We start from the raw sequence: 24,308 nt of genomic DNA, 5'->3' as shown, positions 1-24,308 counted from the left end.
TTTAAACTATTTGAAATTCGGAAAGTGGAGAAAGTAACATGAATAAAATATATTTACGGTTTTGGATATTGGTCAGTATTGTGGCCATTTCTGGTTTTTCTCAAGGAATGCTTTTGCCGCTGATTGCTGTTATTTTTGAAAAAAGTGGGGTTTCTCCTTCACTAAACGGCTTCAATGCTACAGCTCTTTATATTGGGATTTTACTTGTCTCTCCGTTTATGGAATGGCCACTAAGAAAATACGGGTATAAACCGGTTATTATTTTCGGTGGAGCACTTGTCTTTCTATCATTAGCATTATTTCCTTTATGGAAGACCTTTTGGTTTTGGTTTGTATTAAGATTACTGATTGGTATAGGAGATCACTCCCTCCATTTCGCCACTCAGACCTGGATTACTTCGTCCTCACCACCGGAAAGACGGGGTCGAAATATCTCATTATACGGCTTATTTTTTGGAATTGGCTTTGCCACTGGACCATTAATGACACCGCTAGTAAATGTAAATGAAGCCTTACCATTTATTGCATCTTCCATTCTATGTTTGATTGGCTGGGGATTTGTCTTTCTTTTAAAAAATGAACTACCTGAACAAGAAGTATCGATTAACTCTTTTCTAGGTACAATTAAGCAATTTAGAAAAGCCTTAAAGTATGGCTGGGTTGCCTTCTTGCCTCCCTTTTCTTATGGATTTCTGGAATCATCATTAAATGGGAGTTTTCCTGTTTATGCTTTACGAATGGACATTGATGTTTCTAGTGTCTCAATCGTTTTATCTGCCTTTGCCATTGGCAGTATTATTACCCAGCTTCCGTTAGGGATGTTAAGTGATCAATACGGCCGAAGAAATATTTTAATGACGGTTCTTTTTCTAGGCTTTTTTAGTTTTACCGCTGCAAGTTTTATGGAGCATTCCACTATCGGACTCTTTGTTACTTTTCTCATTTCAGGGATGGTTGTTGGGTCGACCTTCTCTCTTGGCATAAGTTATATGACCGACTTGGTACCGAAAGAACTATTACCGACCGGCAACCTATTATGTGGCATTTTCTTCAGTCTAGGCAGCTTAATGGGGCCCATCATCGGCGGATTATTTATTAAATACTTGCAAGATGTAAGTTTCTTTTACATCATTAGTACAATGCTTTTAGTATTATCAGTTATCATCTTTTCTTTTGGCAAAAAAACGGATCTATTGGTCGAACAGCAAAATTCATAAGGTTTTTATGAAGCAAGTTGATATTCAATGAATAGAATGTATGGTAAGATTAAAACAAATAGAAGAAAGAATTTTCGCTGTCATCCTTTGATGACAGCTTTCGTGTTTTTTAGGGGTAATGAATTTGATTATTGCTCTCAATTAGAACAGACTAATGTAAAAGAAACCGATATTAGGGAGGGAGAAAACATGAGTTCAGAAGCAAAATCACTTAGCAAGGGGATTCAGGAATCGAGCTTTTTAGAAAAGATCAAACCACATGCAGAACTAATTGCCGCTGGTCTAAGTGGGGTATTGATTGCAGCTGGCTGGCTTCTTGATCAGTACGGGCAAGGGGCTGATTCCATCGTTGCCTATCTGTTGGCATTTGTCATAGGCGGCTTCGCTAAAGCCAAAGAAGGGATCGAGGCAACCTTTGAGGATAAAGAATTAAACGTAGAAATGCTGATGATTTTTGCTGCTGTTGGATCAGCGATCATCGGATATTGGACAGAAGGGGCCATCCTCATCTTTATTTTTGCGGTAAGCGGTGCCCTTGAGACCTACACAATGAATAAGAGCCACAAAGAGATTTCTTCTTTAATGGAGCTCCAACCAGAAGAGGCGCTATTGATATCAAATGGCTATGAAAAACGAGTCCCTGTTTCAGAGCTGGCTGTCGGCGATCACATTCTAATCAAGCCCGGTGAGCGTGTCCCTTCTGACGGTATGATTATCAAAGGACAAACCAATATCGATGAAGCGGCAATTACAGGTGAGTCCATGCCCGTATCCAAGGGAGAACAAACAGAAGTTTTTGCGGGAACAGTGAATATGACAGGATCGATTACCGTTGAAGTAACAAAATCAAGTAATGATACCTTGTTTCAAAAAATAATACAGCTTGTTCAATCAGCACAAAGTGAAAAATCTCCTTCTCAGCTTTTCATTGAGCGCTTTGAAGGTACCTATGTAAAGGTTGTCTTGCTTGTTGTACTGGTCATGTTTTTTATTCCGCATTTTTTACTAGGCTGGAGCTGGCATGAATCGTTCTATCGGGCCATGATTCTATTGGTTGTTGCTTCCCCTTGTGCCTTAGTTGCATCTATTATGCCTGCTACCCTAGCTGCTATTTCTAACGGAGCCAAACACGGAATTTTGGTTAAAGGCGGAGTACACCTAGAAAATCTAGGTCATTTAGGAGCAATCGCGTTTGATAAAACAGGGACACTTACTAAAGGGAAACCAGAAGTAACCGAGGTCATTGTTAAAGAGGGATTAGATAAAGAAAGTCTGATTTGGAAGGCTGCCTCCATCGAAAGCCACTCCAATCATCCTTTGGCACAAGCGATTGTAAAATACGTGAAGCATAACACCAAGAAAGAACTATTCCATCCAGACAGTCTTGAAGACGTTCCTGGCTGGGGTGTGAAGGCAGAAATTAACGGCGAACAATGGAAGATTGGTAAGGCTGCTTTTGTCGGGAAAGAAGCGGTCGACAGGTTCTCAGGCGGAAAAGCAAAAGACCTTGCAAGCCAAGGAAACACACTTGTTTTTATCGAAATTAACGGAGAGCTTAGTGCGTTGATTGCCTTAAAGGACGTTGTACGTGAAGAAACGAAGCTTGCAATCGACCATCTTAAGAAACAAGGGATCCGTACGGTAATGCTTACCGGTGACAGTGAAAAAACAGCCCGAGCAATTGCTGATGAAAGTCATGTCGATGAAGTGTTTGCAGAATGCCTACCAGAGGAAAAAGTGGAACATCTAAAAAAATTAAAAACGAAGTATACTACAGTAGCGATGGTAGGGGATGGCATTAATGATGCCCCTGCCTTAGCCATTGCCAATGTCGGTATTGCTATGGGAGAAGGCACGGATGTGGCCCTAGAAACAGCGGATATTGTGTTGATGAAAAATGATTTACCACGAATAGCCGAGGCCATCAATCTGTCGCAGCGGATGAACAGAATTATTAAACAAAACGTTGTTTTCTCGATTTCTGTAATCATGCTCCTCATTTCATCTAATTTTTTCCAAGTTCTCGATTTGCCATTTGGCGTCATCGGTCACGAAGGAAGTACGATACTTGTTATACTGAACAGCTTAAGATTGTTAAAATCTTAAGTGGCAAAGGAAAAGGAGGTTGACTCAACGTCAGCCTCCTTTCTTTCATTAGTGGTAGCCGTTCGAACCATTGGCTGATCCAGATGTTTTATTTCCTTTACTACCCTTACCTTTTTGCTTTGTGCCGCCATCTTTTTTCGTATGTTTGGTCATCGCTTTTACCCTCCCTTGCTATGGGGTTGCCCTTCAATCATAGTTTGAACAGAAGGAGTATTTTCATGAAGGGAAAGTATTAGCAATTTGTTTTATTTTTTTCACTATAAAAAGCATTGATTTCCCCGCCCAGAATAATAATGAAAGCGGAGATATATAACCAAATCATTAACACAATAATGGCACCAATACTGCCATAAGTAAGAGAATAGTTAGTAATATTTCCAACATAAAAGGATAAGCCAATGGAAGAAATGATCCAGCCAACGGTGGCAAAAGCTGCTCCTGGAAAGGCGCTGCGGCATTTTAGTTTTACATTTGGTGCAATCCAGTAAAGGCCTGTGAAAATGAGAAACAGGATGATTGCACTCACTAGCCAACTTAAGGCGTTCCAAAGCTTAATAAATTCTGTTGTATAACCTAATTGCGAAAAAAGAAACAGACCTATTTCTCTACCGAATACGGGTATGATAAGTGCAAGGATAAAAACAAAAATCATCCCGAAGGTTAAGAATATAGCTGTTCCTCTTGCCACGATAAAGGAACGGCTTTCCTTTACGTTATAAGCTTTGTTGAAAGCTCTCACAATCGCATTAATTCCATTGGATGCGGACCAAATAGTCCCGATAATTCCAAATGATAAAAGTCCACCATTACGATGGTTCATGATTTCATTTACATTTTTATCGATCAGATTGATTGCCTCTGCCGGTGCAAAGTCTCTGATCATCCCCAGCATATCCTCATGCGGAAAAGGTATGTATGGCAATAGAGTAAATATTACGATGAGGAGTGGAAACAAAGAAAGTAGTAAAAAATAGGCCAATTGCGCACTTAATCCAGGAAGATCGTCTTCTTCAATCCTGTGCCAAAGTAATTTTAGCAAAGATGAGCGTATATTCGCTGCTTTGTCCATTTCCTTCCTCCCTCTATTTGTTAATAATCTCTTCTCCTACTACATCCCTTAATAAGTCATCTTCGTCACTCTTAGAGAATGTCTCTTTCGTTTCTTTAATGATGTCCGTCACCTGAGGTGTTAGTTCACGTAACTCGTCCACTTTGTCCGTAATATAGGCGATATCCTCACTCACTTGTTCAAAGGTTTCCTTAAGTTTAGATGCCGTTCCCTTCACCTTATCGGCAATTTTACCTGGGTTTCTCGCAATATAGGATACCTTTCTAGACGTCTTTAAGACATTTTCCTTCATCGCCTGACGGGTTGGTTTATCTAATAAACTGATGGCTCCACCGGCGATTGCACCGATCAGCATGCCCCTCCAAAATTGATTCTTCTTTGTCATATTAAACTCTCCTTAATCCTAGTAATTATCATTCATCTTTTTTAAAAAATAATGCCAAAGATTCCCTACGTTTATTTTGCGTTATCTCCGTTTCCTATGCAAGTCCGCGTACTCTTTTATACCCATTCTTTTACGAGATTAATCGTTTGAATTTAAGAGAAGATTATATTGACAGATCATTTTTAACATGAAAAGATGGGATATATGAATTCGGAAAGGGTGACCGAGATGAATCTATCAGAAAAATCGATTGAAAATGTGGAATATATGATTGAACAAATAAAAGAAAAATTAAAAGTATTGAACCTTGGGGCTATTAAATCTTCTCACTTTGATGAAGAAATGTACGAAGAATTAAAAGAAATTTATGAAATGGTACAAAAAAAGAACTCCTTCAGTCCTAATGAAATGCAAGCGTTAGTCGAAGAATTAGGTAATCTGCGAAAAAACAAATAAATAAAAAAAGACTGACTCAAAAGGGGTCTGATCCCGCTAGGCCACATTAGAGTATCATTGACATCGATACCCTGATATGTACCAGTGGGGTCTGACCTCTTTGGTTTGAGTCAGTCTTTTCTTTATTTTTGCTCTGTTAAGATGATTGGGCCATCCTTAGTAACGGCAAGTGTGTGCTCATATTGTGCTGAATATTTCCCGTCAACAGTTCTGGCGGTCCAGCCATTTGTATCCATCTTAGTTTGATATTGACCGATATTTACCATTGGCTCGATTGTAAAGACCATTCCCTCTTTAATTCTAGCCCCTTTTCCTGGCAGCCCGTAATGGGGAACATCCGGTTTCTCATGAATAACAGCCCCAATGCCGTGTCCAATAAAGTCTCTAACAACCGATAAACCTTCACTTTCCACATAGGTTTGGATCGCATGACCAATATCACCGATTCGATTGCCTACAACCGCCTGCTCAATACCTTTATATAATGCTTCCTTTGTCACTTTTAATAAATGCTCTGTTTCTTTGGAGATATTGCCTACTGCATAAGACCACGCAGAATCCGCTAAGGCACCATTATAATTGACTACCATATCAATCGTAACAATATCTCCTTCCTTTAATGGCTCTTTTCTTGGAAAGCCATGGCATATTTCATCATTGATACTTGCGCATGTTGCATATTCATATCCTTTATACCCCTTTTGCTCGGGTGTTGCCTTGTGTTCGCTTAAGAATTTATTGACAAACTGGTCAATTTCCCATGTGGTTACTCCTGGCTTAATTAATTTAGCAATTTCCTGATGACAGGCCGCAAGGATTTCTCCAGCCTTTTTCATCGCATCAATTTCACGTTGTGATTTCAGGACAATCATTCTTTTCCCTGCCTTTTTGATTATTTTTATGTATAGAAAGCTTAACGGTTCGCATAAAAAGTTTTAGCTACATTCACTTTTGGAAACACTATTAATATTAACTCGAATCCGCCATTTTTTCAAAAGAACTTGTTGCTAATGGGTTTTTCTGGATAATCAAGTTATTAGATTCACTATTTTGTCATATTCCTTCGTTCTTAATATGGTACTTTTTCATTCTTTTTGGTAGAATTAACGTATAAATATGTTTAATAGGTGTGTGAATGGAATGATTGGTGACCGCGTAAAAAAATTTCGTTTAGAAAAGAGGATGTCTCTTTCCGAACTTGCAGAGCAAGCTGGAGTTGCTAAGTCCTATTTAAGCTCTCTTGAGAGAAATCTGCAAAAAAATCCATCTATACAATTTCTTGAGAAAATTGCAGCCGTTTTAAATCTACCCGTTGAACATTTAATCCATGAACAAGTTAATAAAGATGATTTAGACAGTGAATGGATGAACTTAGTTAAAGAAGCAATGGGATCAGGTGTTTCAAAAGAACAATTTCGTGACTTCCTGGAATTTAATAAGTGGAGAATAAATCAAAATAATAGTAACGAATAATTTTTTTCTATAAAGAAGAAAAGCATTCTACAAAAGAAAACTCTTCTGTAGAATGCTTTTTAAATATGTACACAGTTAGTTCTTTTGACCATCTTGGTGAAGGAATTCACGAACATCTTTAATAGATAAGCCAAGTTCCTTTGCTTCTAATATTAGAGCCATCCATTCCTGATCAATTACATCCACGTCTCTCTCTGCAATTATCATTTTTTCTCCCCCTAAAATACACATAGTATTCCAGGTAACCCGGCCATCCTAGCAAGAAATGCCTGCCTTAGATCCTCGGCTTTGCGTCCCTACTTTTCAACAGGTTTGCCCTTTTCTGTTCGACCACAACTTAAGTATTGCATTTTTTCATTTTTCTACTATTTGTTTAGGTAAAATGACTTAATACTGAATGATATTTTCATTATATCTAGTCCTTTTATATTAGGTTGTTGTTTTTTGTCTTTTTTTTATAATTTTCGAACAATTTTTTTACACAAATTATCCTATTTTTCTACAAAAAATACCTTTTACTTCCATTTTCGTTAGAAAAAATTAAAAAAGGAAGGATATTAGGTCAAATCCTCCCTTTAAAATGTATGATTATTTGTCGCCTTTTACTGCTGCAATAAGAGCACCTATTTTGGCATTATGTTTTACTAGTGCAATATTTGCTTCTAAACTTGACCCTTCTGTTAGCTCTTTTACCCTGCTTAAGAGGAATGGTGTGACCTCTTTACCATGAATGTCTTTACTTTTGGCCTCATTTAAAGCAACTTCTATTACCTTATTGATTAAATCTTCATCCATAGCATAGGGTTCTGGAATGGGAATTGCAATGACGATTCCACCTTCTAGACCTAAATTCCATTTAGCCTTCATTAATGCCGAAGCTTCTTCTGGGGAATCCACTCGGAAATTTACTTTATAAGGACTTGTTCTCGTATAAAAAGCTGGCAAAATCTCTGTTTGATAACCAATGACGGGCACTCCGTTGGTTTCTAAATACTCCAACGTTAAACCTAAATCAAGAATTGATTTTGCTCCAGCACAAACGACTGCTACATTTGTTTTTGCTAATTCCTGCAAGTCAGCTGAAACATCCATTGTTACTTCTGCCCCACGATGAACACCGCCAATACCACCAGTCACAAACACGCTAATACCGCCCATTTGTGCACAAATCATGGTCGCTGCTACCGTTGTGGCCCCATGCTTCTGTGCTGCGATTAAGTAGGGGAGGTCCCGCCGGCTTGCTTTCATGATCTCCTTACTTGTGCCTAAAAATTCTAATTCCTCTTCAGATAAACCGATTTTGATTTTCCCATTAATGATAGCAATGGTTGCTGGTACAGCGCCATTTTGCCGGATAATTTCTTCTACTTCTCTTGCCGTCTCTACATTTTGAGGGTACGGCATCCCATGTGAAATAATCGTCGATTCTAGTGCAACAATTGGCTTACCTTCTCTTTTGGCTTCAAGTACTTCCTCTGAAAAGGACAGGTATTCTTGGTTCATCGCTTGGTGACCCCTTTACTGAAGTATTTCTGATAGATTTCAAGTAAGGTTTGCTGGTTTAATTCGGGATTTACCGTTTCATTTGAATTTATGGTAATCAATGAACACGAAAGACCAATTTTACAAGAATCTTCGGTATTTAGACCCTTTAGATATCCAAATAAAATTCCGGCAATGAGGGAATCGCCTGCACCTGTTACATCCACAATCGGCACAGTAGGAGGTAGTAACGCACCCGCTTCGCCATCCTTTGTATAATAAATTAATCCCTTCTCACCTCGAGTAATAACTACCTTCTCCACACCTTTTTTCAAAATGATTTCAGCCGCTTGGTAGAAGTCTCCTTCTGATTTGATTTCTAGGTTGGATAACGCCTCTGCCTCTTTATGATTGGCTACCAGCCAAGTTACACCTTCAAGGGATGCTGGGAGCTTTTCTGTTTTTGGAGCAGAAACTGTAGCAATACAAATAGGCTTCATGAAGTTTTTACAATTAGTAATTACTTGTTGAATGATGGTTTTTGGAAAGTTCGTGTCTAATAAAATCATTTTTGACTGTTCTATATACGTCCATATTTCTTCAAAAATGGAATCTTTCACTTCATCATATATGGCCATGTCGGCTAGTGCGATTTCCATTTCACCTAATGGATCAAGTACGGCAGTATAAGTGCCGGTAGATTTTCCTTGTATGATTTGCGCAGGGCTTACTTCCACAAAATCTTTAGTATTTTCTAGTAGCCATTCTCCTTCAGGATCTGAGCCAACATAAGCAAACAGAGCAGTTTTAAGACCTATTCTGCCTGAGTTTTCTGCTATATTTCTTGCTACTCCACCCCGTGACATTGAGCTTATGGCTGGGTTTGATGTTCCATACTCCAACTGTTTAAGCGCCTGAATTTTACGGTCTACATTCGCTCCACCAATACAGAGAATATCAAAAATGATTGCTTCCTGTTTGTTCATTGTTAGCATCCACTCCTTAAGATCCTTTGTTAAGCAAGTCAAAATTTCATAATATTCCCTACTTAATATAACTATTACGATATCAATCTAGAAAATCCTGTTAAAAAATAGAAAAACATTTTGCTATTTGAATACACGGCTGAACAACAAGGATTTATGTATAGAAAATTTGTCTAAAATGTGACAGATGACATATAATGTAAACAACATATAAATATACTAAATATTAATAATATTCAAAATAAAAGGGTGGTGTTTGATGTTATGACTGTGATTCATGTTCTAAATTACTCGATTCCGATTGCGTTTATGGTGTTTGCTGGTTTTCTACTCGACCGTATGTGTAAACCGGCCAAACAAGAAGGTCCCACGACTGGAGAGTCGCCAGGGGAAGAAATAAAATAAGCTGGTGAAAAGTGTTTGATTCCCACTTTCACCAGCTTTTTTGTTAGCTTTATTAATTTGTATCTAGGGAGAACGACCCTACGTGCCCGGTTTGCCTTTTCCACTACCTCTTCGGGCTCGTAGACCTCTTCTATGTGACCCGTTCGCCTTTTTCACAACCCCTTGGGTCACGTAGACCTCTTCTACTTACCCGTTCTCCTTTTTTATAACCCCTTGGGTCACGTAGACCTCTTCTACGTTACCCGTTCGCCTTTTTCACAACCCCTTCGGGCTCGTAGACCTCTTCTACGTTACCGCTTCGCCTTTTCCACTACCTCTTGGGTCACGTAGACCTCTTCTACGTTACCCGTTCGCCTTTTTCACTACCTCTTCGGTAACGTAGACCCCTTCTAAGTTACCGGTTCGCCTTTTCCACTACCTCTTCGGTCACGTAGAAACCTTCTATGTGACCGGTTTGCCTTTCTTCGGTCACGTAGACCTCTTCTACGTTACCGCTTCGCCTTTTCCACCATCTCTTCGGGCATGTAGAAAACTCTTCTGCGTGATCGGTACCTCTCTTTGCACCCACCACGAGCACGTAAAAACCTATTATGTTAATATTTTATTTTCTTTTGCACCTTTTGCTCATAGTTTTTAAAAATGGCGGAGTTCGTTTTAACCCCTCGTTTGGACATCAGTTGGTTAAACCGCAGGAGTTTTTCATTTAATTTCTTTTGGAGGCTTTCCTTCTCACTGGTATCTTCACATTTCTTCATTAAACCCTCAATTGTCATCATTTCTTGCCGCAGCTGACCTTCTTCCTGGGTATATCCTGCATTTTTCAGCAATTTGTAGGCCATACGGAGCTCCTCAGGAATTCCCGACAAATCCTCTAATTGCAAAGGTTTACCCAATCCTGGCAGATTTTCAAATTCACCATCTTGATAAGCTTTTTTTATGCGGTCTTCTGAGACAATGTGAAACAAATCCATGCTTTAGACCTCCTTATTATTACCATTTTCCCTATGTTAAGTATATCAAGTCACGTCTGATAATTAAAATGGCAACCTAGTTCATTCAGTAATTATTTTACGAAGTTTTGGGCATGCTACATGCGTAGATGAAAGGAGTGTTGATTTTGTCACGCGGAGAACATTTTAACCATAAGAACAAGAATCATCCTGGTGATTTTCCACAAAATAGTTTAACGGAGAAAAAAGGAAAAGAAGCAGTTGGGGATGAAGAATTCCTAGTAGTAAGAGAAGCATTTAAAAATAGAGTCGAGAATGAAGAAGAATATCGTGGCGATACTGCCCGCTTGCTATCTGAACAGGATCAGACAGAGTAAAAGGCGTGAGTTTTCACGCCTTTTCCATTGCCCATTAATATTGTTCTTTTTCCACACTGAACTCTTTTATAAAATGAGAAATCTCAATTTCTTTTAACCATTTTGCCGCTTTTTCGATATCCTTTGAGAACACGCGGTCTTGTTTAATGGAAGCTACCTGCTCGCGTCCCTTTTCATAGAATCCTTTCGTTTGAGTAGCCATTTTTTCGATTCCGCGAATCTCAACCGCCTGCATGGCACAGATGAGTTCAATCGCTAAAACTCTTCTTACGTTTTGAATGATTTGATACGCATGCCTAGAGGCAATGGTTCCCATACTCACATGGTCCTCTTGGTTAGCTGAGGATGGAATCGAATCCACACTCGCTGGATGTGCTAGTGTTTTATTTTCTGATACTAGTGCCGCAGCCGCATATTGCATAATCATTGCACCTGATTGTAAACCAGGCTGTGGGCTTAGGAATGCCGGTAAATCATTTAATTGTGGATTCACTAAGCGTTCAATTCTGCGCTCTGAAATATTAGCCAATTCCGCAACCGCAATTTTCATAAAATCCATCGCAAAAGCAATAGGCTGCCCGTGGAAATTTCCTCCTGAAATGACCTTTTCCCCATCATCAAAAATTAACGGATTATCTGTTGCTGCATTCATTTCTATTTCTAATTTTTCTTTTACATAATCAAGAGCCTGCCATGATGCACCATGAACTTGTGGAATACAGCGTAAGGAATAGGCATCCTGTACCCTTAATTCACCTTGCTGCGTTGTTAATAAACTATCACTTAAATAACCACGAATTCTTCTCGCTGTATCAATTTGCTGTTTATAGCCCCTTGCTACATGAACTTCTTCCGCAAAAGCATCAATAATGCCATTTAATCCTTCCATTGTCATAGAAGCGATCAGTTCGCTTTCAAACGCCAGCTGCTCTGCTTCTAGATAACCAACCACACCCATGGCTGTCATTGCTTGTGTCCCATTAATAAGTGCTAAACCTTCCTTCGCTTCTAATGTGACTGGGAGAATCCCTTCTTGTTGAAGAGCAATCATAGACTCCATTTGATTTCCTTTATAAAAAACTTCCCCTTCCCCAATTAATACTAAGGCAAGGTGGGATAATGGGGCTAAATCACCACTGGCACCTAAGGAGCCCTGCTGTGGAATAACAGGAATAATCTCCAGGTTAACTAGCTCTAAAAGTTTTTCAATAATAATCGGTCTAACTCCAGAATAACCTTTAAGTAGTGCATTGGCACGAAGAAGGACCATTGCTTTAGAAACAATTTCAGGAAACGGTTCCCCCACACCACATGCATGCGAGCGAATTAAATTTAGTTGAAGATCCTGAACATGATTTTTATCAATTAATACATCGCTGAACTTTCCAAACCCAGTCGTAATCCCATAAACTACTTTCGATTCTGAAACAATTCGATCGACCGCTTCTCTGCTCTTTTTAACTGCATCCATACTCTTCTCTGAAGCTCGAACCTTTTGACCGCGGTATAATACTTCCTTCATTTGATCTAGCGTTAAACTTTCACCTGTTAATGTAATCATTTTTCTCGCTCCTCTACCACTTTAGTATAATAAAGAAAGAGGCTAGACTCCTTATCACTTTAGATTTGGAGTCCAGCCTCTTTTATAATTGAATGTAAATATGGAATTGTATTTTGATAATGGCTCATGAAAATCATTCCATTCAAATTTATTATTATAATTATAACTATTGTATGAGAGGAAAACTTAATCTGTCAACTAAATTTTCTGAATTTTAGCACGATAACACTTTAGCAGAATAGCGAATTGAAGACATCATCCCTAATTTCGAATAGGAAAAGAGCTATTCATAAAGATAATTAATCTTCGTGAATAGCCCTCCGGTAATTATGGTTAATCGAACTTCAAGCCTTTTAATGCTTCCGCCAACGCATTATTGACAGGTTCTTCATTTTTCTGCTGGTTTTTCAAATAATTTTGTACTGTACGTTTATCTACTTTACCACCAGATTCTTTTTTGCGGCGTGCTTCGAAAGCAGTTAGTTTTTCTCGATATCCACATTTACATGCGAAAATTTGGCCAGCTCCTTCGCCACGAAGCTCTAGCTTTTTATGGCATTGTGGGCAGCGTGCGTTTGTAACGCGTGCGACATTTTTACGATGTCCACATTCACGATCTTGGCACACGAGCATTTTACCTTTTTTGCCGTTTACTTCAAGCATTGGTTTTCCACAGTCTGGACAAGATTTTGTGGAAATATTATCGTGCTTATATTTCTTATCACTGGCTTTAATTTCAGAAACAATTTCTTTTGTGTAGTTTTTCATTTCGCTGATAAACACTTCTTTTTTCAACTTGCCCTGAGCGATTTTATCAAGCTTCTGTTCCCATTCAGCCGTTAAAGTAGGAGATTTTAGTTCTTCTGGAACTAAATCCAGCAATTGACGACCTTTAGATGTAATATGAATGTCATTGCCACGCTTTTCGATTAAGAATGAATTGAATAGCTTTTCTATAATATCAGCACGTGTCGCAACAGTCCCTAGTCCACCAGTCGATTTTAAGGTGTCTGCTAGTTGTTTATTTTGTGTATCCATATACTTCGTAGGATTTTCCATCGCTGAAAGTAATGTCGCCTCAGTAAATCTTGCCGGTGGCTTAGTTTGACCTGAAGTTTGAGCGATTAATTTTACGTTTAATGTATCACCTTTTTCGATACGAGGTAATATTTGCTCTTTCAGATCATCTGAATTATCGTCATCATCAAGTCGATTATTGTACACTTCTTTCCAACCCAACGATAGAATGGTTTTTCCTCTAGCAACGAAGTTTTCTTCACCGATTTTCGCACGAAGAGTTAATTGTTCGTACTCAAATGCAGGGAATAATACTGCTAAAAAGCGCTTAACCACTAGGTCATAAATTTTACGTTCTTTATCCGTAAATGCTGAAAAATTCACGTATCCTTCCGTTGGAATAATCGCATGGTGATCGGATACTTTGCTATCATCTACGAAAGATTTAGTAGGCTTTATTGGCTTTTTTAAAATCTTGTTTGTTAGTAAACGATATTCGCCTATTCCACATGCTTTAAGTCGTTCAGGGATCGTTGGAACGATATCTGCTGAGATAAAGCGTGAATCTGTACGCGGATACGTTAAAACTTTATGCTGTTCATACAATTTTTGCATAATATTTAGAGTCTCTTTAGCAGAGTAGCCGAATATTTTATTGGCATCGCGCTGTAATTCTGTTAAGTCATAAAGACCTGGAGAAAAAGACTTCTTTGGCTTTTTCTCAATTTCCGTTACAATGGCATTTTTGGTCCCCAGTTTTTTCACAATCGTATCCATTTTTTCTTTGTCAAAGCTTCGGCTGTTCCCTTTTGCATCTTGCCAAGTCAGCTTTAATTGGTCTGTAGTTTGGGCTTCAATGCCGTAATAGGTTTGTGCTTTGAAGTTTTTGATTTCTTCCTCACGTGCTGCAATGATCGCAACAGTTGGGGTTTGAACACGACCACAGTTCAGTTGGGCATTGAACCTGGTGGTTAATGCACGTGTTGCATTCAGACCGATGTACCAGTCAGCTTCTGAACGTGCGACTGCTGAAGCATATAAATTATCATATGCTTTACCAGGTTTCAGGTTGGCAAAGCCGTCTTTAATCGCTTTATCCGTTACAGATGAAATCCATAGACGTTTAATCGGTTTATTGACTTTTACCTTATCAATAATCCAACGTGCAACTAATTCTCCTTCCCTCCCAGCGTCTGTAGCTACGATTATTCCATTAACATCACTTCTAATCAGCTGACTTTTAACAGCATGAAACTGCTTTCCAGTCTGCTTAATGACGGTCAATTTCAAGCGCTCAGGGAGCATAGGCAGATCTTCTAATTTCCATGTTTTATATTTCACATCGTAATTTTCTGGGTCAGCAAGGGTGACTAGATGCCCAAGTGCCCAGGTAACGATATATTTATCGCCTTCAAGAAATCCATTTCCTTTTTTATGACAATTAAGCACACGTGCAATATCACGTGCGACAGAAGGTTTTTCAGCAATTACTACACTTTTGACCAAATTTAAAACATCCTTTCAAGTTTTCGTAAGTTAACTATAGCATACGTACCAACTGGATTCAGTATCTCAACCTCTATTCATAATGTTGATAGTCTTTTCTCACAGTTCCCACTCAAACTCTTTTTTAGGGTCTACACGCACAGTGCATTACTCACAGTTCCTATGCAAGCATTTTTAATGCGGTCACAGGAGTTGTGAACTCTTCACAATTCCCATGCAACACCTTTTGTCAGAGGTACGGGAACTGTGCACTCCTCACAGTTCCCATATAAGCTTTTTTAGTGTGGCCAACAGTCACTGTCCACTCTCCCGCTTAAGTTTTTCTCAGGCTCACTGTAGATACACATTTTTTCACCTACTTTTTTCTTGAATTTCCTTCCATGAGAATAGTATGATGGATTGACATGAAATAGAGAAATGGGGATTCAACATGAGAATTAGAGATTGGGACCCAAATTTAAAGGTTCGCTTATATAGTGAAGCCATGATGAATATTACCTTTTGGATGTTTTTCCCGTTTTTAACCATCTACTTTGCTGATGAATTCGGTAAAAATAAAGCAGGATTATTATTAGTTTTTTCTCAAGTTTTCTCTGTGGCTGCGAACCTGATGGGCGGATATTGTGCAGACCGATTTGGACGAAAACGGATGATGGTTCTTTCTGCAATCGGTCAGGGGCTTTCCTTCTTAGTATTTGCTGCGGCAAGCTCTCCATGGCTCCATTCCCCATGGATTGGATTTATATCGTTCGCGGTTGCAGGGGTTTTTGGTTCCTTTTACTGGCCTGCGAGCCAGGCGATGATAGCAGATGTCGTTGAGGAAAAACATAGAAGTAGTGTTTTTGCCATTTTTTATACATCGATTAATATTGCCGTTGTGGTCGGGCCTATACTAGGTTCCATTTTTTATGTCCACTACCGATTTCAGTTGTTACTTGTTGCTGGACTCGTTTGCATCTTGTTTGGATTGATTCTTGCCAAAATGATTAGAGAAACAGCACCGATTCAACAGAATACTGCTCTTTCTAGCGACGGAAAGTGGTATTACTTTTTACTCAATCAACTGAGGGATTATTCCCTCATCATTAAGGATAAGACCTTCCTGTTATTTATCCTTGCAGGAGTCTTGGCTGGGCAGACGTTTATGCAACTGGACCTGCTAATCCCTGTTTATATAAAGGATTTCGTAAAAAATCAAACACTCTTTTCTGTCGGTGATTGGTCGTTTACGATTAAGGCTGAACAGGTATTTGGAATTGTCCTTGCCGAGAATGGCTTGCTCGTTGCCTTATTAACGGTGTTTGTGACAAAGTGGATGGATCAATATTATGAAAGAAATGTATTCGTTCTCTCCTCCGTTGTATACGCCATCTCCATCGTCATTTTCAGTCAAACACATTGGATATGGGGATTAATCTTAGCAATGGCTATTTTCACGTTTGCTGAATTAATGGGGGCAGGACTGCAGCAAAGTTTCGTTTCAAAGCTAGCCCCTGAGCATATGAGGGGTCAGTATTTTGCGGCAGCCAGCTTGCGATTTACGGTCAGCCGGACCATTGCTCCGCTTGCCATTCCAATGACCGTGTGGATTGGCTATGACTGGACCTTTTTCGTTCTTTGTATTCTTGCCCTCGCAAGTGCGGTACTGTATTGGATTATGTTTGTTTCTTTTGAAAAAAAAGCTACCTCTATGGGATCGTAAACAGGTCCCATTTTTTTATTTATGTTCAAATAAGTTTCGAAAAATTGTACTAAAATGTTCACATCTACCTCTTTTAATATTATAATTAACTTGTAAACGGTTAATATATAAGGACGGTGGAATGTATGGAATTGTCACAGTTCATGTCTCCAACCTCAGTATCAGGAATCATTACTTTTCTAGTGTTATTTTCAGCAGGTGTTTATTTTAATATAAAAGTATACGGTAGCAAGTTGCAGTAGAGATTAAATGTCTCTACTGTTTTTTTGTAAATAGATTCCAGTTGCATTTTGTTATCGGTTTCTTTTTCCAAAGAAAAACGATACAATATAGGAAGATTCTGAAAAAGGAGACATACATATGAGTGAATTTCAAAAGAACCTTGAGAAATATGCTGAGCTTGCTGTTAAAGTCGGTGTAAATATTCAACCAGGCCAAACGTTGGTGGTCAATGCAACTCTTGATGCGGCAGAATTTATTCGGTTAGTGGTGAAAAAAGCCTACGAAACAGGTGCTCACAACGTCATTGTCAACTGGAACGATGATACGGTTACAAGAACAAAATACGATTTAGCTCCGGATGAGGCTTTTCTTGAGTACCCTGTTTGGCGTGCAAAGGAAATGGATGAACTTGCAGAAAAGGGTGCTGCCTTTATGTCGGTCGTTTCCCAAAGCCCAGACTTGCTAAGTGGCGTTAACCCAGAACGTATTTCCAACTTCAACAAAGCTGCTGGAAAAGCTTTAGCGAATTATCGTAAAGCTGCACAATCAGATAAGGTAAGCTGGACTGTTATTGCCGCGCCGTCCCCAGCTTGGGCAGCTATGGTTTTTCCTGATGAACCAGCTGAAAACCAAGTAAACAAACTTTGGGATGCGATTTTCAAAGCTACACGCGTGGATGTAGAGAATCCAGTGGATGCTTGGAAAAAGCATGACGAGACTCTCCATGAAAAGGTAAAATACCTAAATGAGAAACGCTACCAAAAGCTTCACTATACAGCTCCAGGTACAGATCTAACGGTTGAACTTCCTGAGAAACATATTTGGGTTGGTGCTGGAAGCATCAATGAAAAGGGCTTCGAATTCATGGCCAATATGCCAACTGAAGAAGTTTTCACTGTTCCATTAAGAACGGGTGTCAATGGTACGGTTGCAAGCACGAAGCCATTAAGCTATGCAGGAAACATCATTGACCGTTTCTCGATCACATTTGAGAACGGACGAATTGTTGGTTACCAAGCAGAACAAGGCGAGGAGATTTTGAAGCGTCTTGTTGAAACTGACGAAGGTTCACATTATCTTGGTGAGGTGGCGTTAGTCCCTTATAATTCACCAATCTCCCAATCAAATGTTCTCTTCTTTAATACCTTATTTGATGAGAATGCTTCGAATCATTTAGCGATCGGAAGTGCCTACGCTTTCTGTATCGAGGGTGGTAAGAAAATGTCATCTGAGGAATTAGCTGAGAACGGACTAAATGAAAGTCTTACTCACGTAGATTTTATGATTGGATCTCCAGAAATGGACATCGAGGGTATCACAGCCGATGGAAAAACTGAGCCAATCTTCAGAGCAGGAAACTGGGCTTTCTAATTTAACATAGAGAGAGGATGACCATATTGGTCATCCTCCTTTTTATTGAGAATACACAATCGCACCTTCTTTTTCTTTAGCTATTTCTTCACGTATTTTCTTTAGCTGCTGGACAGGGTCCACATTTAATACCTTTCCTAATAAATCTACTAGTCCAAGTGAGCTTAGTAGGCTCTTTTCCCAGCTTTGAAGTTCTTTAGTTAGTGTTGTATCATCCTGACAGATTGAATTCAAAGGTAACTTTTTCGAAATGGCTTCATCAATCAGATCCAATGCCAATTCCTTTGTGATGACTCCATTGGCATTCTTTAACTGCTCGCACGTCGTTTGAACGACTTGATCAACCTTTTCTTTTGTACCTGTTACAATTGGCTCCACTGGTTTTAAGACTGGTTCAAGCGGTTTCGTAACAGGCTCTACCGGTTTTAACACCGGTTCTAGCGGCTTTAGGACTGGCTCGAGTGGTTTCAACACAGGTTCTAGCGGTTTCAACACCGGCTCTAGTGGCTCCAATACAGGCTCCAGTGGCTTTGTCACTACGCCAACCACATCCGAAAGTGGATCGGTGACACCTCCGATGCTAACAGAAGATTCTTCTCCCTTTCCACCATCCTCACACGTAAGAGGCAAATGTCCATTTGATATTTTTTCAATTTCTTTATCTAACTGATTGATAGGTAACATACTTAAATCTTGTAAAAGTTTACTCTGATCTGGATGAGGAGCCCCCTGCTTACCAGCCACTGTGTTTAGGACTAACTGGTCAATAATACTGTTTTCAGATTCCATATAATGAGCATTCATAACCACATTTTCCATCCCAAGCTCTGGGACGATTTCTGAAGCCTTCACACATGCTCCTTTAAATGAAATAGCCGTTGTATCCACTGTCATATCTTTTACAGTGACGGGACCTTTTGCTTTTAAGGTAATCGTAACTGGGCCATTGGAAGATTCTAATTGCTTCGTTAATCTCATTCCATAGATGACTGCAGATTTATAGTGGAATCGCAGCATGGGCTTCTGATCACGCTCAGACGTTTCCCGCTTCACAATGGAAGCCGTCATACCCGACCCAACAACACGGTCCGCTTCAATTACAAAGCCTTCATTTGCTGTACTTTCAGCCTTTGCATCGGAGCTAAAAGGGAAGAATGATAAAAACAATAGCTGGATACAAATGTTTATAACGAAATACTTGCTTTTCCACCACATAGTTTGCTCCCCTTTAGACAGTATGAACCGTCTCATCAACTCTGTTTGTAGGTGCTGCCTTCACTTGAACGGGAGCAAGACGCCATGCCATTAATAACGCCCCTCCGATAATTCCAAAAAGGGTTCCAAACAGGAAGCCTCCCAATGCCCCAATCACTGAGAGAATTGATAGAAAAATAGTAAAGATTCCTAGTATTTTAGATGCATTTGGAAAAAATAGGGCAACGATACCTAACAAAGTAATAACTCCGCCAAACAATAAACCGATAATGGCTATGGAGCCAGGAAGAAATGTACTGAGATAAAGGTTTAATGGGACCCACGAGATCATCAGACCACTAAGAATGGTAATCACTGCTCCCCCTAGCGGCCGCTTTTTTCTCCACTTTTTAAATGCCATCCAAGTCCCTCCTCTTTATTTCTTATTAATCTTTTCAACTGTTAATCTCATTCCGTTCATATTTATCGTCTTTTGAAACAAGTAATGAGTTTTTAATTTGGCATGTTCTAACGTAATTTTAGAAGAGGTTTGCCGGAATTGTTTTTGCCAGTCATCGCTATGCTTTTCCTGGAGTACTAAGTTCTGAAATTTGGCGTTGGCTTCAATAAGTCCGGCATCATGCTGCAATCCAGTAATCTGTACTGGCTTGGAGGCAGTAATTTTAACCCGGATCCATTCACCACCAACTTGGAAGTCCTTGTATAGCTGTAGATTGTCGATCGTTAAAGTTTCGATTAAATTAGTCCCTTGTGGCGCGGAATCAGAAGAGCTTGTTTCTCCCATTTTCGGGTAAAAAACATAGCCATTTCCTACTAATTTATCAAACTCTACATAAAAGTCCCCTACACCAGCAATAGGAACAGCATAGGCAACCCCAGATATTCCAAATGATACTAAAAGTAGGACTAGAGCTATGATTCCTGTTCCTAATGCTGACCAAAAAACCTTTTTACTTGTGGTACCCTCAACAAGCTGAATCGTGCTTTCCATGAAACCCCTCCTATTTTCCCAATTTTCAATAAACAACCTTTCCTTTACAATACTATCTAAGGTATCCTCCTACAATCACGGAAAATATCGTAAAAAAAAGAGCCCCCCGACAAATGTCGGGTACAATTTTTTACTACGGACATATTGGAAATTTTTTCTTCGTATTATTTAACAATGATACGTTCATGCTCATTGGTGATTTTGGCACACTGTTGATTGGAGCGGAACAAAAACACTTGTTACGGAGGTGGATGAAATGAAGCATAAAATCGAACAGCTTGTACAAAAGGGACTGACCCTCTTACTTGAACTGAAAGAGCCATTCTTGATGGAATGGAGGAATCTTCAACCTACATTAAAAATTCAAAACGATCATTTAGTAGATGAAATTGATACGATGATTCAAATAGCATTAAAGAAGGTTTCAGCCGGAAAAGCTCCAAATGCAGATACCTTCATCCATTCGATCCTCACAGAATGGCAAAATCGATTTTCGACCGAATACAATGAATCCGATTCTATTTCTCTCGTCTCAACGATTGAAAATATATTTCATAAGCTTCTAGCAGAAAAATCAGCAGCCACTTTTCTTGACCACCAGGCCATTCAATCGTTTTTTTCGCGATTGATGGATCAGGCATTGTTAACACAAAGCTGGGAGGAACAAAATAAAAAGTGGATTAAAAATATGATCACCACAAATATTATTCCCATGAAGTGGGCGGCTGTGGTTAAAAAGGATCTGGAGAATTACCAAATTGAAAGTATTGTTTGTTCAGACGATTATGCTGTAGACACCCACTTAATCGACATGTGCTCCAATTTAAAAACCAGCCAAATTGGCCATCTATCATCAGCGATAAATAAACTAATCGGTACAGGCGAGAAGGAGACTGACATTGTTCAAGTTCCTTGTCTGAATGATGTGTTACTTGTTTGTGTTCGGGATCCTGGAACGAAGATTACAGAGCATCAATGTGATTTTATTAGAGGTATGTATCTTCGACAGTTAAAACTCCAACAGCTTGAGAGCAGGATGGAATGGAAGGATGGTTCCCTCCTCTTCTTACAGCATTTGTTACGTGCACGGAGCGTGGATGATGCCGTAAAGGCGATTACAAAGGGGTTAGTCGATTATATGCCGTTTAGTCGCTGTGGCTTGTTTTTGTATAACCATTACGAAGATAAAGGGATTGGCGTTTCGGGCTATAATGTCAACATTCCTTCTGTGCAGCAAATCCAAGAAGAAATATTAGGACTCTCCTTAATAGAAAAATATTTAAACTCGCTAACCCATTCGCAGCCGCTTTACTTTTCTAACGCCTTAGAGGTGTTACCAAAAAAATATGTAAATGAATTTCAACTTCGCTCCTTAGTGGTGTTACCTATCTTCGTTCCCACCAAAAGCAAACTGCTTGGGATTGCACTATTAGATCAAGGTGAAAATTCAAATTTTGATATCAGCATGCAAACCTTATCGACGCTCATCAAATTTGGGCATTATGCCGGGGAATTGTTGTATTCTATATGGGATGAAGCCCTTCAGCAATTTGGCGGGACGCACTCTGTCTTAACCATGCGTGAAAAAGAGGTATTACAACTGATAGCCGGGGGTGCTTCTATCAATGAAGCTGCTGAAAAACTCCATCTGAGCAGCTATACCGTAAGAGATTATGTATCCGTTATTATTCAAAAATTAGCAGCTAAAAATCGTACAGATGCTGCTGTTAAGGCCATAAAAATGAAGCTAATTTCATAAAAAAGGAGCAGCTTCTAGCAGCTGCTCCTTTTAACGCATTAACGCACCGGGGGACTGTCCCGAAATTTAGCGATTGTCGATTTTTTCTGGGTATAAATCATGGTTCATCATTCGGTGATCAGCCATTTGCTCGTATTTCGTACCTGGTCTTCCATAGTTGCAGTAAGGGTCAATGGAGATTCCGCCTCTTGGTGTGAATTTGCCCCATACCTCAATGTAACGAGGATCCATTAATTTGATTAAATCATTCATGATAATATTCATACAATCTTCATGGAAATCTCCATGATTGCGGAAGCTGAAAAGATAGAGCTTAAGAGATTTACTTTCAACCATCTTTTGATCTGGGATATAACTGATATAAATCGTTGCAAAGTCCGGCTGCCCTGTTTTTGGACAAAGACTTGTGAACTCAGGAAAATTAAATTTTACGAAGTAATCACGGTTTGGGTGTTTATTATCAAACGCCTCTAAAACCTCTGGCGTGTATTCAAATAAGTACTTTGTTCCTTGGTTTCCTAGTAATGTTACACCTTCTAATTCAGCCTCTGTTCTTCCTTCTGCCATTGTTAGTCCTCCTTATATAACCCGGTTATAACTATAAGAAAGAAATAAAAAACCATATCCTAAGGATATGGTTGAATTCTCCATTTCCATAGTTTTTTATAGAGGGTGTCTGCTATGAACCTCTCCCCAGTATTCGGGTATCCATGTAATTAATTTCATAGTAACTATAGATAATTTTGCGCTCACTGTCAATCAGCATTTTATGGGAAGACAAGGATGAGTTGAGAAGGCACAGCTATAAAGGTACAATAATAGTAAGTATAAATGAAGGAGGAAATATGCTGTGTGGGACGAATTTAAAAAATTTGCCATGAAGGGCAATGTGATTGATTTAGCAGTCGGGGTTATTATCGGGGGAGCATTTGGAAAAATTGTTTCATCTCTTGTTGCCGATGTCATTATGCCATTGGTAGGACTACTCCTAGGAGGCGTGAAATTTACGAGCCTTATGGTAAAAATAGGGGGGGCCGAACTAAAGTATGGACAATTCATCCAAAATGTAGTGGATTTCTTTATTATCGCCTTCTCTATTTTCCTATTTGTAAAATTCATTAATCGCTTTAAAAAGAAAGAGGAACCAGCTGCGGTTGTAGTAAAAGTCGACCGCCAAGAAGAACTCTTAGCTGAAATACGCGACTTATTAAAAGAAGATCGAGATATTTTAAGAAAAAATGAAACATCTTGACCTCTTGTACGTATATTCTAGTAACAAATAAATTTAGAGGTGAAAAACTTGTATACTCAAACATCTACTGAGTTTATGCCATCCGTTTTACGGACGTTTGCTCTATCGCTTGCTATCGCTTTCTTAGGCACGATGGCTGGTGCGTTTGTAGTACCACCGGGACTCTTTATCCCATTAATGATTGTAGAATTTGTGATGCTTATGGCTGCATTCTTTTTTAGACGAAAAAAAGCCATCTCGTACTCATTCCTTTATGTCTTTACCTTTATTTCGGGGATCACGCTTTATCCAATCGTCGCTCATTACTTAGCGACATCAGGAGCAAATGTAGTAGTTATGGCCTTTGCAAGTACTACCGTTGTCTTTTCGGGTATTTCAATTTATGCGGCAAAGTCAAAACGTAATTTCTCGTTTTTAGGTGGATTTTTGCTGGCTGCCTTGCTTGCTTTAGTAGCCATCTCCATCTTTAATATTTTCTTCCCGTTAAGTTCAACGGGTATGCTGGCTTACTCCTTTATTGGTGTAGTCGTATTTAGTGGTTATGTGCTTTTCGATATCAGCCGAATGAAACATTATGGTGTAAGAGCAGAAGAAGTACCATTAATGGCTTTAAACTTATATCTTGATTTTATTAACCTATTCATTAGCATTCTTCGTATCTTGGGTATCCTCTCAAGTAAAGATTAATAGTAAAAGGAGCTTGGGATCGAATCCAAGCTCCTTTTACTTTATTAGTACCTGATTTATCACGTAGACTATTTCTACGTTACTCATTTCTTTTTCTCGTATCCATTTCGGGCACGTAG

24 protein-coding genes and 2 riboswitches are annotated in these 24,308 nt (G+C 39.2%); of the genes, 11 read left to right on the top strand and 13 right to left on the bottom strand.

Annotated features, from left to right (window positions below):
- The first annotated feature begins 38 nt into the window (after nucleotides 1-38).
- Nucleotides 39-1,217: an MFS transporter gene (locus ABES03_RS14135; RefSeq protein ID WP_430117915.1), complete on the top strand. Its 1,179-nt coding sequence runs from the start codon at nucleotides 39-41 to the stop codon at nucleotides 1,215-1,217.
- Nucleotides 1,218-1,406: 189 nt separating this feature from the next.
- Nucleotides 1,407-3,323: a heavy metal translocating P-type ATPase gene (locus ABES03_RS14130; protein WP_430117913.1), complete on the top strand. Its 1,917-nt coding sequence runs from the start codon at nucleotides 1,407-1,409 to the stop codon at nucleotides 3,321-3,323.
- A gap of 232 nt (nucleotides 3,324-3,555) precedes the next feature.
- Here ABES03_RS14130 and ABES03_RS14125 read toward each other — a convergent pair whose 3' ends face one another.
- Entirely contained in the window at nucleotides 3,556-4,392 is an 837-nt protein-coding gene (locus ABES03_RS14125; RefSeq protein ID WP_413302813.1) for a YihY/virulence factor BrkB family protein, read from the bottom strand.
- Nucleotides 4,393-4,405: 13 nt separating this feature from the next.
- The gene (locus ABES03_RS14120) at nucleotides 4,406-4,777 is read right to left on the bottom strand and encodes a YtxH domain-containing protein (RefSeq protein ID WP_430117912.1); all 372 of its coding nucleotides are present in this window, start codon (nucleotides 4,775-4,777) and stop codon (nucleotides 4,406-4,408) included.
- Nucleotides 4,778-5,005: 228 nt separating this feature from the next.
- Between ABES03_RS14120 and ABES03_RS14115 the strand changes: the two genes are divergently transcribed.
- Nucleotides 5,006-5,233 (top strand): DUF1128 domain-containing protein, encoded by a 228-nt coding sequence (locus ABES03_RS14115; RefSeq protein ID WP_430117910.1) that lies wholly within the window; start codon nucleotides 5,006-5,008, stop codon nucleotides 5,231-5,233.
- A 122-nt stretch (nucleotides 5,234-5,355) separates the two neighbouring features.
- Here the strand turns inward: ABES03_RS14115 and map are convergent, their stop codons facing one another.
- Nucleotides 5,356-6,105: a type I methionyl aminopeptidase gene (gene map / locus ABES03_RS14110; RefSeq protein WP_430117909.1), complete on the bottom strand. Its 750-nt coding sequence runs from the start codon at nucleotides 6,103-6,105 to the stop codon at nucleotides 5,356-5,358.
- A gap of 268 nt (nucleotides 6,106-6,373) precedes the next feature.
- Here map and ABES03_RS14105 point away from each other — a divergent pair, with 268 nt between their 5' ends.
- Nucleotides 6,374-6,706 carry a helix-turn-helix domain-containing protein gene (locus ABES03_RS14105; RefSeq protein ID WP_430117907.1) on the top strand — a complete coding sequence of 111 codons (333 nt, stop codon included), beginning with the start codon at nucleotides 6,374-6,376 and terminating at the stop codon, nucleotides 6,704-6,706.
- A 75-nt stretch (nucleotides 6,707-6,781) separates the two neighbouring features.
- On the opposite strand, the gene ABES03_RS14100 is transcribed toward ABES03_RS14105, so the two are convergent.
- The 3 genes from ABES03_RS14100 to ABES03_RS14090 all read right to left on the bottom strand — a co-directional run bounded on the left by ABES03_RS14100 (nucleotide 6,782) and on the right by ABES03_RS14090 (nucleotide 9,174).
- Nucleotides 6,782-6,913 (bottom strand): anti-repressor SinI family protein, encoded by a 132-nt coding sequence (locus tag ABES03_RS14100; protein WP_430117906.1) that lies wholly within the window; start codon nucleotides 6,911-6,913, stop codon nucleotides 6,782-6,784.
- Nucleotides 6,914-6,943: 30 nt separating this feature from the next.
- Nucleotides 6,944-7,033: riboswitch (cyclic di-GMP riboswitch) on the bottom strand.
- Between the two features lie 261 nt (nucleotides 7,034-7,294).
- The gene (locus ABES03_RS14095) at nucleotides 7,295-8,209 is read right to left on the bottom strand and encodes a pseudouridine-5'-phosphate glycosidase (protein ID WP_430117904.1); all 915 of its coding nucleotides are present in this window, start codon (nucleotides 8,207-8,209) and stop codon (nucleotides 7,295-7,297) included.
- Nucleotides 8,206-9,174 (bottom strand): carbohydrate kinase family protein, encoded by a 969-nt coding sequence (locus ABES03_RS14090; protein ID WP_430117903.1) that lies wholly within the window; start codon nucleotides 9,172-9,174, stop codon nucleotides 8,206-8,208. The genes ABES03_RS14095 and ABES03_RS14090 overlap by 4 nt, the downstream gene beginning before the upstream one ends.
- A gap of 264 nt (nucleotides 9,175-9,438) precedes the next feature.
- Here ABES03_RS14090 and ABES03_RS14085 point away from each other — a divergent pair, with 264 nt between their 5' ends.
- Complete coding sequence (locus ABES03_RS14085) at nucleotides 9,439-9,579, top strand: hypothetical protein (protein WP_430117902.1); 141 nt, start codon at nucleotides 9,439-9,441, stop codon at nucleotides 9,577-9,579.
- A 593-nt stretch (nucleotides 9,580-10,172) separates the two neighbouring features.
- Here the strand turns inward: ABES03_RS14085 and ABES03_RS14080 are convergent.
- A complete protein-coding gene (locus ABES03_RS14080) occupies nucleotides 10,173-10,550 on the bottom strand; it encodes a DnaJ family domain-containing protein (protein ID WP_430117900.1) in 378 nt (125 codons plus the stop codon).
- A 146-nt stretch (nucleotides 10,551-10,696) separates the two neighbouring features.
- On the opposite strand from ABES03_RS14080, the gene ABES03_RS14075 reads away from it, so the two are divergent.
- Nucleotides 10,697-10,906, top strand: coding sequence for a hypothetical protein (locus ABES03_RS14075; RefSeq protein ID WP_430117899.1), 210 nt, complete (start codon nucleotides 10,697-10,699; stop codon nucleotides 10,904-10,906).
- 34 nt (nucleotides 10,907-10,940) lie between these two features.
- On the opposite strand, the gene hutH is transcribed toward ABES03_RS14075, so the two are convergent.
- Both hutH and ABES03_RS14065 read right to left on the bottom strand, forming a co-directional pair.
- Nucleotides 10,941-12,467 carry a histidine ammonia-lyase gene (gene hutH, locus ABES03_RS14070; protein WP_430117898.1) on the bottom strand — a complete coding sequence of 509 codons (1,527 nt, stop codon included), beginning with the start codon at nucleotides 12,465-12,467 and terminating at the stop codon, nucleotides 10,941-10,943.
- A gap of 333 nt (nucleotides 12,468-12,800) precedes the next feature.
- Nucleotides 12,801-14,990: a DNA topoisomerase III gene (locus ABES03_RS14065; protein ID WP_430117896.1), complete on the bottom strand. Its 2,190-nt coding sequence runs from the start codon at nucleotides 14,988-14,990 to the stop codon at nucleotides 12,801-12,803.
- Nucleotides 14,991-15,420: 430 nt separating this feature from the next.
- Between ABES03_RS14065 and ABES03_RS14060 the strand changes: the two genes are divergently transcribed.
- On the top strand, nucleotides 15,421-16,692 hold the full coding sequence (locus ABES03_RS14060) for an MDR family MFS transporter (RefSeq protein ID WP_430117894.1): 1,272 nt from the start codon (nucleotides 15,421-15,423) through the stop codon (nucleotides 16,690-16,692).
- Between the two features lie 360 nt (nucleotides 16,693-17,052).
- Entirely contained in the window at nucleotides 17,053-18,285 is a 1,233-nt protein-coding gene (locus ABES03_RS14055) for an aminopeptidase (protein WP_430117892.1), read from the top strand.
- A gap of 42 nt (nucleotides 18,286-18,327) precedes the next feature.
- On the opposite strand, the gene ABES03_RS14050 is transcribed toward ABES03_RS14055, so the two are convergent.
- The 3 genes from ABES03_RS14050 to ABES03_RS14040 are packed head-to-tail and all read right to left on the bottom strand — an operon-like array spanning nucleotide 18,328 to nucleotide 20,491.
- Complete coding sequence (locus tag ABES03_RS14050) at nucleotides 18,328-19,500, bottom strand: hypothetical protein (protein WP_430117890.1); 1,173 nt, start codon at nucleotides 19,498-19,500, stop codon at nucleotides 18,328-18,330.
- Between the two features lie 13 nt (nucleotides 19,501-19,513).
- Nucleotides 19,514-19,900: a DUF6114 domain-containing protein gene (locus ABES03_RS14045; protein ID WP_430117888.1), complete on the bottom strand. Its 387-nt coding sequence runs from the start codon at nucleotides 19,898-19,900 to the stop codon at nucleotides 19,514-19,516.
- Nucleotides 19,901-19,915: 15 nt separating this feature from the next.
- Nucleotides 19,916-20,491, bottom strand: a complete 576-nt coding sequence (locus ABES03_RS14040; protein WP_430117886.1) for a DUF6230 family protein — start codon at nucleotides 20,489-20,491, stop codon at nucleotides 19,916-19,918.
- Between the two features lie 256 nt (nucleotides 20,492-20,747).
- Here ABES03_RS14040 and ABES03_RS14035 point away from each other — a divergent pair, with 256 nt between their 5' ends.
- Nucleotides 20,748-22,250, top strand: a complete 1,503-nt coding sequence (locus tag ABES03_RS14035; RefSeq protein WP_430117884.1) for a LuxR C-terminal-related transcriptional regulator — start codon at nucleotides 20,748-20,750, stop codon at nucleotides 22,248-22,250.
- 66 nt (nucleotides 22,251-22,316) lie between these two features.
- Here ABES03_RS14035 and queF read toward each other — a convergent pair whose 3' ends face one another.
- Nucleotides 22,317-22,817 (bottom strand): preQ(1) synthase, encoded by a 501-nt coding sequence (gene queF / locus ABES03_RS14030; RefSeq protein ID WP_309866633.1) that lies wholly within the window; start codon nucleotides 22,815-22,817, stop codon nucleotides 22,317-22,319.
- A gap of 82 nt (nucleotides 22,818-22,899) precedes the next feature.
- Nucleotides 22,900-22,946: riboswitch (PreQ1 riboswitch) on the bottom strand.
- Between the two features lie 154 nt (nucleotides 22,947-23,100).
- On the opposite strand from queF, the gene mscL reads away from it, so the two are divergent.
- A complete protein-coding gene (mscL, locus tag ABES03_RS14025) occupies nucleotides 23,101-23,502 on the top strand; it encodes a large conductance mechanosensitive channel protein MscL (RefSeq protein ID WP_430117882.1) in 402 nt (133 codons plus the stop codon).
- A gap of 48 nt (nucleotides 23,503-23,550) precedes the next feature.
- On the top strand, nucleotides 23,551-24,189 hold the full coding sequence (locus tag ABES03_RS14020) for a Bax inhibitor-1/YccA family protein (RefSeq protein WP_430117881.1): 639 nt from the start codon (nucleotides 23,551-23,553) through the stop codon (nucleotides 24,187-24,189).
- Nucleotides 24,190-24,308: the final 119 nt, after the last annotated feature.

Source organism: Neobacillus rhizosphaerae, from assembly GCF_050477885.1.
GTDB lineage: Bacteria > Bacillota > Bacilli > Bacillales > Cytobacillaceae > Neobacillus > Neobacillus rhizosphaerae_A.
The sequence above is the reverse complement of the archived record's forward strand: the minus strand, read 5'-3'. Positions and strand labels throughout refer to the sequence as shown.

Coding starts and splice junctions, on each gene's coding strand:
- ABES03_RS14090 (WP_430117903.1), bottom strand. CDS start 9,174: ATGAACAAACAGGAAGCAATCATTTTTGATATTCTCTGTATTGGTGGA.
- hutH (WP_430117898.1), bottom strand. CDS start 12,467: ATGATTACATTAACAGGTGAAAGTTTAACGCTAGATCAAATGAAGGAA.
- ABES03_RS14080 (WP_430117900.1), bottom strand. CDS start 10,550: ATGGATTTGTTTCACATTGTCTCAGAAGACCGCATAAAAAAAGCTTAT.
- ABES03_RS14135 (WP_430117915.1), top strand. CDS start 39: ATGAATAAAATATATTTACGGTTTTGGATATTGGTCAGTATTGTGGCC.
- ABES03_RS14120 (WP_430117912.1), bottom strand. CDS start 4,777: ATGACAAAGAAGAATCAATTTTGGAGGGGCATGCTGATCGGTGCAATC.
- ABES03_RS14085 (WP_430117902.1), top strand. CDS start 9,439: ATGACTGTGATTCATGTTCTAAATTACTCGATTCCGATTGCGTTTATG.
- ABES03_RS14125 (WP_413302813.1), bottom strand. CDS start 4,392: ATGGACAAAGCAGCGAATATACGCTCATCTTTGCTAAAATTACTTTGG.
- ABES03_RS14115 (WP_430117910.1), top strand. CDS start 5,006: ATGAATCTATCAGAAAAATCGATTGAAAATGTGGAATATATGATTGAA.
- ABES03_RS14045 (WP_430117888.1), bottom strand. CDS start 19,900: ATGGCATTTAAAAAGTGGAGAAAAAAGCGGCCGCTAGGGGGAGCAGTG.
- ABES03_RS14050 (WP_430117890.1), bottom strand. CDS start 19,500: ATGTGGTGGAAAAGCAAGTATTTCGTTATAAACATTTGTATCCAGCTA.
- map (WP_430117909.1), bottom strand. CDS start 6,105: ATGATTGTCCTGAAATCACAACGTGAAATTGATGCGATGAAAAAGGCT.
- ABES03_RS14035 (WP_430117884.1), top strand. CDS start 20,748: ATGAAGCATAAAATCGAACAGCTTGTACAAAAGGGACTGACCCTCTTA.
- ABES03_RS14130 (WP_430117913.1), top strand. CDS start 1,407: ATGAGTTCAGAAGCAAAATCACTTAGCAAGGGGATTCAGGAATCGAGC.
- ABES03_RS14040 (WP_430117886.1), bottom strand. CDS start 20,491: ATGGAAAGCACGATTCAGCTTGTTGAGGGTACCACAAGTAAAAAGGTT.
- ABES03_RS14055 (WP_430117892.1), top strand. CDS start 17,053: ATGAGTGAATTTCAAAAGAACCTTGAGAAATATGCTGAGCTTGCTGTT.
- ABES03_RS14060 (WP_430117894.1), top strand. CDS start 15,421: ATGAGAATTAGAGATTGGGACCCAAATTTAAAGGTTCGCTTATATAGT.
- ABES03_RS14100 (WP_430117906.1), bottom strand. CDS start 6,913: ATGATAATTGCAGAGAGAGACGTGGATGTAATTGATCAGGAATGGATG.
- ABES03_RS14095 (WP_430117904.1), bottom strand. CDS start 8,209: ATGAACCAAGAATACCTGTCCTTTTCAGAGGAAGTACTTGAAGCCAAA.
- queF (WP_309866633.1), bottom strand. CDS start 22,817: ATGGCAGAAGGAAGAACAGAGGCTGAATTAGAAGGTGTAACATTACTA.
- ABES03_RS14105 (WP_430117907.1), top strand. CDS start 6,374: ATGATTGGTGACCGCGTAAAAAAATTTCGTTTAGAAAAGAGGATGTCT.